This is a genomic window from Rahnella laticis, assembly GCF_015644585.1.
Taxonomy (GTDB): Bacteria; Pseudomonadota; Gammaproteobacteria; order Enterobacterales; family Enterobacteriaceae; genus Rahnella; species Rahnella laticis.
Window position 1 is genome coordinate 22793 of the sequence record NZ_JADOBI010000018.1, and the last position, 15031, is coordinate 37823.

At 55.5% G+C, this 15031-nt stretch carries 15 protein-coding genes; 14 read left to right on the forward strand and 1 reads right to left on the reverse strand.

Going from position 1 to position 15031, the window contains the following annotated elements; genetic code table 11:
- Positions 1–123: 123 nt before the first annotated feature.
- Genes cysJ through IV433_RS24815 form a run of 3 tightly spaced genes read left to right on the forward strand, consistent with a single transcriptional unit; the run spans position 124 to position 4464 of the window.
- Positions 124–1926, forward strand: coding sequence for an NADPH-dependent assimilatory sulfite reductase flavoprotein subunit (gene cysJ / locus IV433_RS24805; RefSeq protein WP_195816489.1), 1803 nt, complete (start codon positions 124–126; stop codon positions 1924–1926).
- Positions 1927–1965: 39 nt separating this feature from the next.
- Positions 1966–3702 (forward strand): assimilatory sulfite reductase (NADPH) hemoprotein subunit, encoded by a 1737-nt coding sequence (gene cysI, locus IV433_RS24810; RefSeq protein WP_195816438.1) that lies wholly within the window; start codon positions 1966–1968, stop codon positions 3700–3702.
- 24 nt (positions 3703–3726) lie between these two features.
- Positions 3727–4464, forward strand: a complete 738-nt coding sequence (locus IV433_RS24815) for a phosphoadenylyl-sulfate reductase (protein ID WP_104924446.1) — start codon at positions 3727–3729, stop codon at positions 4462–4464.
- Between the two features lie 45 nt (positions 4465–4509).
- On the opposite strand, the gene IV433_RS24820 is transcribed toward IV433_RS24815, so the two are convergent.
- Positions 4510–5547 (reverse strand): aminopeptidase, encoded by a 1038-nt coding sequence (locus tag IV433_RS24820; RefSeq protein ID WP_195816439.1) that lies wholly within the window; start codon positions 5545–5547, stop codon positions 4510–4512.
- A 344-nt stretch (positions 5548–5891) separates the two neighbouring features.
- On the opposite strand from IV433_RS24820, the gene cysG reads away from it, so the two are divergent.
- The 11 genes from cysG to IV433_RS24875 all read left to right on the forward strand — a co-directional run bounded on the left by cysG (position 5892) and on the right by IV433_RS24875 (position 14896).
- Complete coding sequence (gene cysG / locus IV433_RS24825) at positions 5892–7316, forward strand: siroheme synthase CysG (protein WP_195816440.1); 1425 nt, start codon at positions 5892–5894, stop codon at positions 7314–7316.
- A 10-nt stretch (positions 7317–7326) separates the two neighbouring features.
- The gene (gene cysD, locus IV433_RS24830) at positions 7327–8235 is read left to right on the forward strand and encodes a sulfate adenylyltransferase subunit CysD (RefSeq protein ID WP_101078459.1); all 909 of its coding nucleotides are present in this window, start codon (positions 7327–7329) and stop codon (positions 8233–8235) included.
- A 13-nt stretch (positions 8236–8248) separates the two neighbouring features.
- Positions 8249–9676: a sulfate adenylyltransferase subunit CysN gene (gene cysN, locus IV433_RS24835; protein ID WP_195816441.1), complete on the forward strand. Its 1428-nt coding sequence runs from the start codon at positions 8249–8251 to the stop codon at positions 9674–9676.
- A gap of 1 nt (position 9677) precedes the next feature.
- The gene (cysC, locus tag IV433_RS24840; protein WP_195816442.1) at positions 9678–10301 is read left to right on the forward strand and encodes an adenylyl-sulfate kinase; all 624 of its coding nucleotides are present in this window, start codon (positions 9678–9680) and stop codon (positions 10299–10301) included.
- A gap of 59 nt (positions 10302–10360) precedes the next feature.
- Positions 10361–10726: a DUF3561 family protein gene (locus IV433_RS24845; RefSeq protein ID WP_195816443.1), complete on the forward strand. Its 366-nt coding sequence runs from the start codon at positions 10361–10363 to the stop codon at positions 10724–10726.
- 224 nt (positions 10727–10950) lie between these two features.
- Positions 10951–11271 (forward strand): cell division protein FtsB, encoded by a 321-nt coding sequence (gene ftsB, locus IV433_RS24850; protein ID WP_152324014.1) that lies wholly within the window; start codon positions 10951–10953, stop codon positions 11269–11271.
- Positions 11272–11273: 2 nt separating this feature from the next.
- Positions 11274–11993 carry a 2-C-methyl-D-erythritol 4-phosphate cytidylyltransferase gene (ispD, locus tag IV433_RS24855; RefSeq protein ID WP_195816444.1) on the forward strand — a complete coding sequence of 240 codons (720 nt, stop codon included), beginning with the start codon at positions 11274–11276 and terminating at the stop codon, positions 11991–11993.
- On the forward strand, positions 11993–12466 hold the full coding sequence (gene ispF / locus IV433_RS24860; RefSeq protein WP_101078465.1) for a 2-C-methyl-D-erythritol 2,4-cyclodiphosphate synthase: 474 nt from the start codon (positions 11993–11995) through the stop codon (positions 12464–12466). The genes ispD and ispF overlap by 1 nt, the downstream gene beginning before the upstream one ends.
- Before the next feature lie 22 nt (positions 12467–12488).
- Positions 12489–13535 (forward strand): tRNA pseudouridine(13) synthase TruD, encoded by a 1047-nt coding sequence (gene truD, locus IV433_RS24865; protein WP_195816490.1) that lies wholly within the window; start codon positions 12489–12491, stop codon positions 13533–13535.
- Complete coding sequence (gene surE, locus IV433_RS24870) at positions 13516–14280, forward strand: 5'/3'-nucleotidase SurE (protein WP_195816445.1); 765 nt, start codon at positions 13516–13518, stop codon at positions 14278–14280. Before truD ends, surE begins: the two co-directional genes overlap by 20 nt.
- A complete protein-coding gene (locus tag IV433_RS24875; RefSeq protein WP_195816446.1) occupies positions 14270–14896 on the forward strand; it encodes a protein-L-isoaspartate(D-aspartate) O-methyltransferase in 627 nt (208 codons plus the stop codon). Before surE ends, IV433_RS24875 begins: the two co-directional genes overlap by 11 nt.
- The last annotated feature ends 135 nt before the right edge of the window (positions 14897–15031 follow it).

Below are 15031 nucleotides of genomic sequence, written 5' to 3' on the forward strand. Positions count from 1 at the left end.
TTGTTATTATCCGGCTCGTTAACCTTACACTTTCTGAAGGTCTTTTCCGCGCGTAGGTATCCCCTGAAAGCCGCTGAAGGCCGGATTGATGACTGGCTTATGCATAAGGGAATTCGTACTGCGATGACGACTCAGGCTCCTCCAATTTCACTGCTCCCGCTGACCCCCGAGCAACTGGCACGACTTCAATCGGCAACGAGTGATTATTCACCGACTCAGATGGCCTGGCTTTCCGGTTATTTCTGGGGGATGGTTAACCAGCAACCGGGCGCTGTCACCACGCCGGCACCAGTGCAGGCAGCCGCATCCATTACCCTGATTTCTGCCTCGCAAACCGGTAATGCCCGCCGTGTGGCCGAACAGTTACGTGATGACCTGATTGCAGCAAAACTGAATGTGAATCTGGTGAATGCCGGTGATTACAAATTCAAGCAAATCGCTCAGGAAAAACTGCTGCTGATTGTGGCGTCGACGCAGGGCGAAGGTGAGCAGGCGGAAGAAGCCGTCGCGTTGCATAAATTCCTGCAATCCAAAAAAGCCCCGAAATTCACGGACACGGCCTTTGCGGTGTTCGCGCTTGGCGATACCTCTTATGAGTTCTTCTGCCAGGCGGGTAAAGACTTCGATACGCGTTTGGGCGAACTGGGCGCGGAGCGTCTGACAGACCGTGTGGATGCGGACGTTGAATATAAAGAGGTTGCCGCCGAATGGCGCAAGCGCATTGTTGAAGTGCTGAAACAGCGCGTGCCAGCTGACACTTCCGCGCAAGCCGCGCCGACGCTGGCGGGCAGTGTGAATCAGGTCGACAGCAGCCCATATACGAAAGAAGCACCGCTGACGGCGACGCTGGCGGTGAACCAGAAAATCACCGGCCGCGATTCAGATAAAGACGTGCGTCATCTGGAAATCGATCTCGGTGATTCTGGTCTGCGTTACCAGCCGGGCGATGCGCTGGGGATCTGGTTTGAAAACGATCCGCAGCTGGTGCAGGAAGTCGTGGAACTGCTGTGGCTGAAAGGCGATGAGACGGTCGGCATCAACGGCAAATCACTGTCGCTGTCTGAAGCCCTTCAGCATCATATCGAGCTGACGCAAAACACCACGCCAATCATTGAGAAATACGCCGCGCTTTGCCGCGACGAACATCTGACCGGGTTGCTGGCCGACAAACCTGCGCTTTTGCAATACGCGCAAACCGTGCCGTTCGTTGACATGGTGCGCCGCGCACCGACTGAACTCGACGCTCAGCAACTGGTGGATTTACTGCGTCCGCTGACGCCGCGCCTGTATTCGATTGCCTCATCGCAGGCCGAAACCGAATCCGAAGTGCATATCACCGTCGGCGTTGTGCGTTATGACATTGATGGCCGCCCGCGTTCCGGTGGCGCGTCAGGTTATCTGGCCGACCGTCTGGAAGAAGACGGCGAAGTGAAAGTTTTCATTGAGCATAACGACAACTTCCGTCTGCCGGCTAATCCTGAAACGCCAGTCATTATGATCGGGCCGGGCACCGGGATTGCGCCGTTCCGCGCGTTTATTCAGCAGCGTGATAACGACGGTGCCAGCGGCAAAAACTGGCTATTCTTCGGCAACCCGCACTTCACCGACGATTTCCTTTATCAGGTGGAATGGCAGCGCTACGTAAAAGACGGCCTGCTGACCAACATCAGTCTGGCGTGGTCGCGTGACCAGGCGGAAAAAGTTTACGTACAGGACAAGTTGCGCGAGAGCGGCGCTGAAGTCTGGCAATGGCTGCAGGAAGGCGCGCACGTCTATGTTTGCGGCGACGCCAACCGTATGGCGAAAGACGTAGAGCAGGCGCTGCTGGAGATCATTGCCGAATATGGCGTGATGGATCTGGAAACCGCCGACGAATATCTCAGCGAGTTGCGCCTGGATCACCGCTATCAGCGTGACGTCTACTGATCTGGCGTTTATAAAAATTAGAGCGATGAGTAAAAACTTATGAGCAAAAAGTTGTGGAGTGAACTCAATCCCGGCCCCGGTCCGCTGATTGTCGATGCGCCTCTGGCCGACGCCGAACGCCTGAAAAAGGAAAGTGATTTCCTGCGCGGCACCATTGCCGATGATTTAAAAGACGGCCTGACCGGCGGTTTCAACGGTGACAATTTCCTGTTGATCCGTTTCCACGGCATGTACCAGCAGGACGACCGCGATATTCGTGCTGAACGTGCTGAGCAAAAGCTGGAGCCGCGTCACGCCATGATGCTACGTTGCCGTCTGCCGGGTGGAGTGATGACGCCTGCGCAATGGCTTGGCATCGACAAATTTGCCGAAGACAGCACGCTCTACGGCAGCATCCGTATTACTAACCGTCAGACATTCCAGTTCCACGGCATTCTGAAACCGAACGTAAAACCGGTGCATCAGTTGCTGAATAAACTCGGTCTGGATGCGCTGGCGACCGCCAACGACGTTAACCGTAACGTCCTGTGTACGTCGAATCCGGTGGAATCTGAGCTGCATCGCGAAGCCTATGAATGGGCGAAAAAGCTCTCCGAACATCTGCTGCCGCGCACCCGTGCTTACGCCGAAGTCTGGCTGGATCAGGAAAAAGTCGAAACCACCGACGAAGAGCCGATTCTGGGCGCGACTTACCTGCCACGTAAATTCAAAACCACCGTGGTGATCCCGCCGCAAAACGATGTTGATCTTCATGCGAACGATCTGAATTTCGTGGCGATTGCGGATAACGGCAAACTGATCGGTTTTAACGTACTGGTCGGCGGCGGTCTTTCTATCGCACACGGCGATAAAGCGACTTACGCCCGTACCGCCAGCGAGCTGGGCTTTATCCCGCTGGAGAAAACGCTGGCCGTGGCCGAAGCCGTGGTGACCACGCAGCGGGACTGGGGTAACCGTACCAACCGTAAAAACGCCAAAACGAAATACACGCTGGAACGCGTTGGCGTGCCGGTATTTAAAGCCGAAGTGGAAAAGCGCGCGGGAATTCAGTTCGCTGAAATCCGCCCTTACGAATTCACCGGCCGCGGCGATCGTATTGGCTGGGTGAAAGGCATCGACAAACAGTGGCACCTGACCCTGTTTATCGAAAATGGCCGTATTCTGGATTATCCGGGCAAGCCGCTGAAAACCGGTCTGGCAGAAATTGCTAAGATCCACAAAGGCGATTTCAGGCTAACTGCTAACCAGAACCTGATCGTGGCCGGTGTCGCCGAAAAAGACAAAGACGCGATCGAAACGCTGGCGCGTAATCACGGCCTGATCGACGACGGCGTGACCGAGCAGCGTAAAAACTCAATGGCCTGCGTGTCTTACCCGACGTGTCCGCTGGCGATGGCGGAAGCCGAACGTTTCCTGCCGGAGTTTGTGACCAAAGTGGAAGGCATTATGCACGCTCATGGCGTGGGTGATGAACACATCGTTCTGCGCGTGACCGGCTGCCCGAACGGCTGTGGCCGCGCGCTTCTGGCGGAAATCGGCCTGGTGGGCAAAGCCCTCAACCGTTACAACCTGCACCTCGGCGGTAACCGCGCCGGGACGCGCATTCCGCGGATGTACCGCGAAAATATTTCAGACGCAGAGATCCTGACGATCATCGACGAACTGGTAGGGCGCTGGGCAAAAGAGCGCGAAACCGGTGAAGGTTTTGGTGATTACGTGATCCGCGCGGGGATCATCCGGCCGGTGCTTGATCCGGCCCGTGATTTCTACGATTAACCGTTACGAATGACAGGAGGCACCATGAGTTCATTGAATCTAACTCTGGCCGAACTGAACGACATGCCGAAGTCCGGACAGGCCATGGCGCTGGCGGAAATTAACGTCAGCCTTGAAAAGCTGTCTGCGCAGGAGCGTGTGCAGTGGGCGCTGGAGAATATGCCCGGTGAATTTGCGTTGTCTTCCAGCTTTGGTATCCAGGCCGCTGTGAGCCTGCATCTGGTGACGCAGCAGAAACCGGACATTCCGGTGATCCTCACGGATACCGGTTATCTGTTCCCGGAAACCTATCAGTTCATTGATTCGTTAACCGAACAGCTCGGCCTGAACTTGCAGATCTTCCGCGCGGAGCAATCGCCTGCCTGGCAGGAAGCGCGTTACGGCAAACTGTGGGAGCAGGGCGTCGAAGGCATCGAGAAGTACAATCACATCAATAAAGTTGAGCCGATGAATCGTGCGATTCAAACGCTCGGTGTGCAGACCTGGTTCGCCGGTCTGCGGCGCGAACAGTCCGGCAGCCGTGCGCATCTGCCGGTGCTGGCGGTTCAGCGTGGTGTGTTTAAAATCCTGCCGATCATTGACTGGGATAACCGTCAGGTCTTCCAGTACCTGAAAGAGCATGGCCTCAGCTACCATCCGCTGTGGGACCAGGGCTATCTTTCCGTCGGCGATACCCACACCACGAAAAAGTGGGAAGAAGGGATGAAGGAAGAAGACACTCGCTTTTTTGGACTGAAAAGAGAGTGCGGCCTGCACGAATGACAGAGAAAAAAACGGACGCTAAAAGCGTCCGTTTTCTTTCGTTCGTCAGGCGTGTTTCGCCGGTTTCGCCAGATCCCTGAGCAGCGGGAATAACACTTTCACGGTATCCCGCGAACGTTTTTCAATGCGGCCCGGCAGCGCGGTATCGAGATATTGCAGGTTATCGAACTGGCTCTGATAGCGTGTTGTGCCCAGCGGGAAGTGGCTGCTGATGGCACGTTGCTGCTCGCCATCTTTCTTGCCTAATGCATAATTCGTGGCGGTCACGTTCAGCAGCGGTAATCGCGCTTCATCCAGCGCGCCGATGCCGTCGCAGCAATGCGTATTGTCATGGCTTTCCGCCGGGATCCCCAGACTGTGCGCAATCTTGATGGCGCGGACGCGGGTTAGTTTTGCCACCGCCGCCGACGTATTCACGCCGCTGTTGAAATACAGCCTGTCGCCGGTAATCAGTGAATTCAGGTTGATCACCAGCAGCGTGTTTTTCTTCTCTTCGGCGCTCATGCGCTTCACAAAATCTTCTGCCCCTTTCGCACCGGTTTCTTCGGCACTCAGCGCCACAAAGCGCAGGCTGTAATGCGTGGGAATGGCCTGCATGCGTTCGGCCAGTTCAAGCATCACACCGACGCCTGAGGCGTTATCATCCACGCCCTGCAAGGTCAGGCCGCCGAGATTATGGTTGGTATCGCTGTCGCTTTGCGGCACATAAGTATCAAAGTGCGCCATCACAATAATCTGCTGCGGCACGTCGCCGGTCCGTGCGGCAATAACGGACGTGGCGTGAATATTCTGCCAGTTCTTTTTGCCGTCGTTGCTGGTGTACAGATAGCGGGTATCGAATCCGCGCAGATCGCTTTTATAGCCTAATTTATTGAATTGCTGATTCAGGTAATCTGCCGCGATAAGTTCAGCAGGGCTGCCTGCCATACGTCCCGGAAAATAGGTCGCGATATGACGAATTTGCTGACTGGCGATTTCACCCATCGCCGGAAGTGGCGACGAGGCAGCCACCGCATGACCCATTAAGACGCCGCTCAGCCCGATGGCGAGCAGCGTCCGCTTCATGCGTAAAAAAGAGAACATAGCCAAAAATCCTTGTTTGCGGGTCAAAATGACCGGAAAGGGCACTACACCTGCCAGGCCGCGTGTGGCGGTCTTTGTGGGCGATATATTTGCAGGCGATATAGTATGCGATTGTCCGCGCCAATAGACAATTTCCCGTTATCTCAAACCGCTCTTTTTGTCATCCGGAATGGTCGGGGAAGGTCATGAAAAATATTCAGGCTGGGAGGATTATAAAAAATCTTCGCCCCTGACGGCGCGCTATATTCCATTTAGTAACTAATCATTCCTTTTCGTCATTTCAGATCAATTATTGCCTGCACGTATAGTTTGATGATTAATCCTTACAATCAATAAAGGCCTTTGTGGACTATCTACCAATATTTGCCGACCTCAAACAACGCCCGGTGCTGGTTGTTGGTGGTGGCGAAGTCGCTGCCCGCAAAATAGATCTTCTCCTGCGGGCGGGCGCACAAGTTCGGATAGTTGCACAGGCACTTTCCCCCGAGCTGGAACAACGTGAACATGCCAATGAAGTCATCTGGCTGGCGCAGGCATTTCTGCCAGAGCAGCTCGATGATGTGTTTCTGGTGATTGCAGCGACCGATGACGCCGCACTCAACGCAGAGGTCTTTGAGCAGGCTAATCAGCGCTTCGTTATGGCGAACGTCGTCGACGATCAACCCAAGTGTTCTTTTATCTTTCCTTCCATTGTCGACCGCTCGCCGATAGTGGTGGCGATTTCCTCCAGCGGTAAAGCGCCGGTGCTGGCCAGAATGTTGCGTGAAAAACTCGAAACATTGCTGCCGAACAGCCTGGGGCAAATGGCGGATATCGCCGGGCGCTGGCGTGAAAGGGTAAAAACCCAGTTCAGTTCCATGCGTGCACGCCGCCGCTTCTGGGAGCAGGCATTTTCCGGGCGCTTTGCCAGCCTGGCTTCTGCGGGGAAACTCGCACAGGCGGAGCAAGCGTTGCAGGAACAGTTAGAAAGTGCGGAAGACATCGCGCAAAACGGCAATGTCACGCTGGTCGGCGCCGGGCCGGGTGATGCAGGATTGCTCACCTTACGCGGTTTGCAGGTTATGCAGCAGGCTGATGTGGTGTTGTATGACTATCTGGTCAGCGACGACGTGCTGGATTTAGTCCGCCGTGACGCGGACCGAATTTGTGTCGGCAAACGGGCGGGCAGCCACTCGGTGTCGCAGGAAGAAACCAACCGTCTGCTGGTCGAACTGGCGCAGCAGGGAAAAAAAGTCGTGCGCCTGAAAGGCGGCGACCCGTTCATCTTCGGACGTGGCGGTGAAGAACTACAGGCGGTGAAAGCGGCCGGAATTCCTTTCCAGGTCGTTCCGGGTGTCACCGCTGCCGCTGGCGCTACGGCGTATGCCGGCATCCCGCTGACGCATCGTGATTACGCGCAGAGCGTGATGTTTGTGACAGGGCATTGCCGCTCTGATGATAACGGCGTGCAGTGGGAGACGCTCGCCAAAGGAAAACAAACGCTGGCGATTTACATGGGCACGCTCAAAGCGGCTGAAATCAGCCAGCAGTTGATCGCTCACGGACGTGCAGCAACGACACCTGTCGCGGTCATCGGACGGGGAACGCGAGCCGATCAGCAGGTGCTGACCGGAACGCTCGATAATCTTGAACATCTGGCTCAACAGGCGCCTGCACCGGCGCTGCTGGTGATTGGTGAAGTGGTGGCACTTCATCAGCAACTGGCGTGGTTTGGGCATCATCCTGAGACTGACGGGACTCAACGTCCGTCGGTTGTGAATTTGGCTTAAAGGATCTGTTATGGACGAAAAACGACTGACTCATTTGCGGCAACTGGAGGCGGAGAGTATCCATATCATCCGTGAAGTGGCTGCTGAATTCGCCAACCCGGTGATGATGTATTCCATCGGGAAAGACTCCTCGGTGATGCTGCATCTGGCTCGCAAAGCCTTCTTCCCGGGCACGCTGCCGTTTCCGTTGTTGCATGTGGACACCGGCTGGAAATTCCGCGAAATGTACGAGTTCCGTGACCGCACGGCGAAAAACTACGGTTTCGAGCTGCTGGTACATAAAAACCCGGAAGGCGTGGCGATGGGTATCAACCCGTTCGTTCACGGCAGTGCCAAACACACTGACATCATGAAAACCGAAGGGCTGAAACAGGCGCTGAACAAATACGGTTTTGACGCAGCTTTCGGCGGCGCACGCCGAGACGAAGAAAAATCCCGTGCCAAAGAACGCATTTACTCGTTCCGTGACCGTTTCCACCGCTGGGATCCGAAAAACCAGCGTCCGGAGTTGTGGCACAACTACAACGGCCAGATTAACAAAGGCGAAAGCATCCGCGTGTTCCCGCTCTCCAACTGGACTGAGCTGGATATCTGGCAGTACATCTATCTAGAAAATATTGAAATCGTTCCGCTCTATCTGGCCGCGCCGCGTCCGGTTCTCGAGCGCGACGGTATGCTACTGATGGTGGATGACGATCGTATTGATCTCCAGCCGGGCGAAGTGATCGAGAAGAAAATGGTGCGCTTCCGTACGCTGGGTTGCTGGCCGCTGACCGGTGCCGTGGAATCCGAAGCGCAAACGCTGCCGGAAATCATCGAAGAGATGCTGGTTTCCACAACCAGTGAGCGTCAGGGACGGGCGATCGACCGCGATCAGGCCGGTTCGATGGAACTGAAAAAGCGTCAAGGGTACTTCTGAGGAGCCGCAGCTAATGAATAATGCAATTGCACAACAAATCGCGGAGCAGGGCGGCGTCGAAGCTTACCTGCACGCTCAGCAACACAAAAGCCTGCTGCGCTTCCTGACCTGTGGCAGCGTCGATGACGGCAAAAGTACGCTGATCGGGCGTCTGCTGCACGACACCCGCCAGATTTACGAAGACCAGCTGTCCTCGCTGCACAATGACAGCAAGCGTCACGGCACGCAGGGCGAAAAACTGGATCTGGCTTTACTGGTTGATGGCCTGCAAGCGGAACGCGAACAGGGTATTACCATCGATGTGGCTTATCGTTATTTTTCCACTGAAAAGCGTAAGTTCATCATCGCGGATACGCCGGGACACGAACAGTACACCCGTAATATGGCGACCGGTGCATCGACCTGCGATCTGGCGATCCTGCTGATCGACGCCCGTAAAGGCGTCCTGGATCAAACCCGTCGCCACAGCTTTATCGCCACTCTGCTGGGGATCCGCCATCTGGTTGTGGCTGTGAACAAAATGGATCTGGTCGATTTCAGCGAGTCTGTTTACGAGCAATTTAAACAGGATTATCTGGATTTCGCTCAGCAACTGCCGACCGATCTGGACATCAAATTCGTTCCGCTTTCCGCGCTGGAAGGCGATAACGTGGCGACGCCAAGCGAGAAAATGGGCTGGTATACCGGACCAACGCTGCTCGACGTGCTGGAAACGGTCAACATTATTAACATTCGCGAACAGCAACCGATGCGTTTCCCGGTGCAGTATGTGAACCGTCCAAACCTCGATTTCCGCGGTTATGCCGGAACGCTGGCGTCCGGTTCTGTCCGCGTCGGCCAGAAAGTGAAGGTTCTGCCGTCTGGTGTGGAATCTACCGTGGCACGCATCGTGACCTTTGACGGTGATTTGCAGGAAGCCTGGGCAGGAGAAGCGATCACATTGGTGCTGGCCGACGAACGTGATATCAGCCGCGGCGATACGCTGGTGGACGCGGATGAAACCGTTAAACCGGTGCAGCATGCGAAAGTGGACGTGGTGTGGATGGCGGAGCAACCGCTGAGCGTCGGCCAAAGCTATGACATCAAAGTCGGTGGAAAGAAAGCCCGTGCGCGCGTGGAAAACATCGAGTATCAGGTCGAGATCAACTCACTGACTCAGCGTGTGGTGGAAAACCTGCCGCTCAACGGTATCGGCCTGGTCGAACTGACCTTTGACGAACCGCTGGTGCTGGATAACTACCAGAGCAACGCGGTGAACGGCGGGATGATCTTTATCGATCGCCTGACGAACGTGACCGTGGGCGCTGGTCTGGTTCGCGAAGCGCTGGAAGAAGTTTATCAGGAAGCGGATAAATACAGCGCGTTTGAGCTGGAACTGAACAGCCTGGTTCGCCGCCACTTCCCGCACTGGGGCGCGCGCGATTTGCTGGGTGGAAAATAAGATGACGTTGCAAAACGGCTCTTTCTTAAAAGACGACAATGTTGTCTGGCATCCGCACGCGGTGACGCGCGCGGATCGCGAGAAACAGCATGGTCATCGCGGCGCAGTTCTGTGGTTCACCGGGCTTTCGGGCTCGGGGAAATCCACGGTAGCGGGCGCGCTGGAACAGGCGCTGCATGCGCAGGGTATCAGCACGTATCTGCTTGATGGCGACAACGTCCGCCACGGGCTTTGCCGTGATTTAGGGTTCACGGATGACGACCGTCGCGAAAACATCCGTCGCGTCGGTGAAGTGGCAAAACTGATGGTGGATGCCGGTCTGGTCGTGCTGACCGCCTTCATTTCTCCTCATCGCGCTGAGCGGGACATGGTGCGTAATTTGCTCGGGGAAGGGCAGTTTATTGAAGTGTTCGTTGATACGCCGCTGGAGATTTGTGAGGCGCGTGATCCTAAAGGTTTATACAAGAAAGCGCGCGCGGGTGAACTGAAGAATTTCACCGGAATTGACTCTGAATATCAGCCGCCGGAAGTGCCGGATGTGCATCTTAATGGTGAACAATTGGTAACACATTTGGTCCCCCAATTATTAGATGTGATGCGTCAGCGCGCTATTATCAATCCCTGAATGTTTGCCGGCCAAACGCCAGAGAGCGTGCCGGTTTACACTGAATACAGGGATCATCTATGCAGGCTTTACTCAGCAGACTTGTCAGCCGGATCCGGGTCGAAAACACCCGCTATCAGAGGCTGGCGCAGGTCACAGACAGTGCAGACAACGACGAGCCGTCCTACTCTATGCAGGGCGGGTTCATTGGCTTCGTCTTTTACTGGCTGGCCTTTGCGATCCCTTTCCTGGTCTACGGATCCAACACCCTGTTTTTCCTGCTCTACACCTGGCCTTTCTTTCTTGCGCTCATGCCTGTATCCGTTCTGATTGGCATTGCGCTCAGCATGTTCTTTCGTGGCGGCTGGTTTAAAACGTCGGTGACCAGCGCAATCTGCGTGATCAGCATGTTCTGGACGGTCTTCTCATTTCTATCGGGCTGGTGAGTCAGGCTGGCTCTTTTCCGGTTCCTTATCTTCGGGGATGTCGTCCGGCGGCCCTGCGTTTTTCCGGCGGTTTTCCCTGCAATTCTCCTTCACGATGTAACCCATTGTGTCATTCTCACCCATAATTGAGTGCGTAAGTCTGATTCTCGCAGGCATTTACCCTGCCACAGTGGAGTCAGAGGGAAAGTTGTGGGATGATTGTCCGGCTTTTTTAGGGGGCGGGGATGGGCAAACTAACACTGCTTTTACTGATTTTACTTGGCTGGCTTCAGTATTCACTGTGGCTGGGCAAGAATGGTATTCACGATTACGTTCGTGTAAACGATGACGTTCAGGTGCAACAAGTTAATAACGGCAAACTGAAGTCACGTAATGATCAACTTTTCGCAGAAATCGACGATTTGAACGGCGGTCAGGAAGCGATCGAAGAACGCGCGCGCAACGAACTGAGCATGATCAAGCCCGGTGAGACTTTCTATCGCCTGGTGCCTGACAACAAACGTGCGCCGGGCAGCACCGTATCGCAAAGCAACCCGAATCAATAGCCATGAGCCATACTGCAGTTTCCCTTCCAGAGGTCATTGCCGTGTTACCTGCTGCCGGAATCGGCAGCCGTATGCAGGCAGAATGTCCCAAACAATATCTGACTATCGGCGGTAAGACGCTGATAGAACACTCGATTCGCGCCTTGTTGCACAGCAGCAACGTCACCAAAGTTATTGTGGCGCTGAGCCCGCATGACACGCAGTTCCGGCAGTTGCCCGTCGCCAGTGATCCCCGGATCCAGCTGGTTACCGGTGGAAATGAGCGCGCCGAATCTGTGATGGCAGGCCTTGAGGCCGCGGGCGATCATGGCTGGGTGCTGGTGCATGATGCGGCACGTCCTTGTCTGCACCCCGATGATCTGACAAACCTTCTGGCCATTTCTGCGATTAGCAAAATTGGCGGGATCCTCGCCGCGCCGGTTCGTGACACCATGAAACGCGGTGAGCCCGGCGCGCATGCGATCTCCCATACGGTAGATCGTCAGGAACTCTGGCATGCGCTCACGCCGCAATTCTTCCCTCTCGAATTATTGAAAACCTGCCTGCGCCGCGCACTGAATGAAGGCGCTGTGGTCACTGATGAAGCTTCCGCAATGGAATATTGTGGTTTTCATCCTATGCTGATCCCGGCGCGGGCCGATAATATTAAAGTCACCAGACCAGAAGATCTGGCGCTGGCTGAATTCTACTTAACCCGCTTGTATCAGGAGGAGAACGCATAATGCGTATCGGTCACGGTTTTGATGTACATAAGTTTGGCGGCGAAGGCCCGCTGGTGATCGGTGGTGTGCGTATTCCTTATCCGCAGGGGTTACTGGCGCACTCCGACGGCGACGTTGCGCTGCATGCCGCCACTGACGCATTGCTTGGCGCGGCGGCGCTGGGTGATATCGGCAAGCTTTTCCCGGACACCGACCCGGCCTACAAAGGCGCGGACAGCCGTGAACTGCTGCGCGAAGCCTATCGTCGCATTCGTGCAAAAGGCTACAAGCTGGGCAATCTCGATATCACGATCATCGCTCAGGCACCGAAAATGGCGCCGCACATCCCGCAAATGCGCGTATTCCTGGCCGAAGATTTGCAGTGCCATATGGACGACGTCAACGTCAAGGCGACCACAACTGAACAACTGGGTTTCACCGGCCGTGGCGAAGGTATCGCCTGCGAAGCCGTTGCACTGCTGATTAAGGAATGATGTTGTGGAAGATTACCGCATGATAGATATGTCGCGTCTCACCTGGTTGCTGGGTGAACCCACTGCTACCGGCCTGCTGAAAGCCAATCCGGAAGACTTTATCGTCGAAGAGGATTTGGGGTTTGAACCGGATGGCGAAGGTGAACATCTCTTAGTGCGGATCCGTAAAAATGGCTGCAACACGCAGTTTGTTGCCGAGCAGCTGGCGCGTTTTGCCAAAGTGCATCCGCGCGATGTCAGCTACGCCGGGCTTAAAGACCGGCACGCGGTAACAGAACAGTGGTTTTGCCTGCATATGCCCGGCAAGGCAGATCCTGATTTGAGCCAGTTCAATCTCGAAGGGTGCGAGGTGATCCGCGCCTCGCGCCATCGCAAGAAAATGCGTATCGGCACCCTGAAAGGCAATGAATTTACGCTGGTTTTGCGACAGATAAGTGATATCGATAATGTCGAAGCACGTCTGGCGAAAATTGTTGAGCAGGGCGTACCGAACTACTTCGGCACGCAGCGTTTTGGCCGCGGCGGCAATAATCTGGTGCAGGCGAAACGCTGGGCCACCAATGAAGCACGCCCTAAAGAGCGCGCCAAACGCAGTTTCTATTTATCCGCCAGCCGCAGTGCGATGTTTAACATTGTCGCCAGCCAGCGCCTGGCAGAAGGCACCGTCCGTCAGGCAATACTGGGCGATGCGTTACAACTCAGTGGCCGCGGCAGCTGGTTTGTGGCGAAAGCGGAAGAGTTTGAATCGCTGCAACCGCGTGTCGAAAGCGGCGAACTGCTGGTGACGGCACCCTTGCCGGGAGACGGATCGTTAGGCACGGCAGAAGAGGCCGAAGCCTTTGAGCTGGCTTGTCTGGCCGGGCAGGAAGATTTGCTTTCACTGCTCAAACGCGAGCGTGTTGAACCTGCACGTCGCGCCATTATGCTCCAGCCTTTGCAGATGAAATGGCAGCGCTGGGATGACGTCACTCTGGAACTTAAATTCTGGCTACCGGCGGGCAGTTATGCCACCAGCGTAGTGCGTGAACTGATGCATCTGGATGAAATGAATGCGGATATTACTGAGTAACGACGACGGCGTACTGGCTCCCGGCATTCAGACACTGGCCTGCGCGCTACGTGAATTTGCGGATGTAAAGCTGGTCGCCCCTGACCGTAACCGCAGCGGCGCGTCGAACGCGCTGACGCTCGACGCGCCGTTACGTATTCAGTCCTATCCGAACGGCGATACCGCGGTCATCAACGGTACGCCGACCGATTGTGTATATCTCGGCGTCAATTCGCTGATGCGCCCGAAGCCGGATATTGTCGTTTCCGGCATCAATGCAGGCCCGAATCTGGGCGATGATGTCATTTATTCCGGCACTGTCGCGGCGGCCATGGAAGGGCGTCATCTGGGATTTCCTGCGCTGGCGGTTTCACTCGACGGCCATCAGCATTATGACACCGCAGCGATTATTACCTGCCGGCTGCTCAGGGCGCTGGCGCGCGAACCTCTTCGTACTGGCAAAATTCTGAATATTAACGTTCCGGACCTGCCACTTTCCGAAATCAAAGGGATTAAGGTGACGCGTTGCGGTAGCCGCCATCCTGCTGAGCAGGTATTTTGTCAGCAGGATCCGCGCGGGCAAGACTTGTACTGGATTGGCCCGCCGGGCGATAAGTTTGACGTCGCACCTGACACCGATTTTGCGGCGGTCGCGCAAGGTTATGTTTCCGTGACGCCATTGCAGGTGGATTTGACCGCCTACGCGGCTCAGGATGTCGTGGTCTCATGGTTGGAAAAGGCCGGGGTGAGCGCGAATGGTGAATAAGCCGATGTATAACCTGCTGGAGCAACTCCGGCTGCAGGGCATTCATGATGAAAAACTGCTGCATGCCATCGAGTCCGTACCGCGTGAGCGCTTTGTGGATGAGGCGTTTCAGCATAAGGCTTACGAAAATACCGCGTTGCCGATTGGCTCAGGCCAGACCATCTCTCAGCCTTATACCGTGGCGAGAATGACGGAATTACTGCGCCTGATGCCGACATCCCGCGTGCTGGAGATCGGCACCGGATCGGGCTACCAGACGGCCATTCTGGCGCATCTGGTTGAACATGTGTACTCGGTTGAGCGTATCAAAGGGTTGCAGTGGCAGGCCAAAAGGCGTCTCAAGCAGCTCGATTTGCATAACGTCTCCACGCGTCACGGCGATGGCTGGCAGGGCTGGCCTTCACGTGGCCCGTTTGATGCCATTATTGTTACCGCTGCACCGCCTGAAATACCTCAAGATTTACTGCAACAGCTCGACGAGGGCGGCGTGATGGTGTTGCCCGTCGGCGAAGAAAGCCAGACTCTCCAGCGCGTCACCCGGCGTGGTGACGATTTCGTTGCGGAGACCGTCGAAGCTGTCCGTTTTGTGCCGCTGGTGAAAGGCGAACTGGCCTGAACCCAGACGCGCGCAGGACTAACCCCTTAAAATTTAAATACAACTGTTATATGGTGCTGTACTGGCGATGTTGATAGCATCCACTACAGTTTTTTATGGCACGGTCTGTTCCGGGTGAAAACCTGAACGGGCATG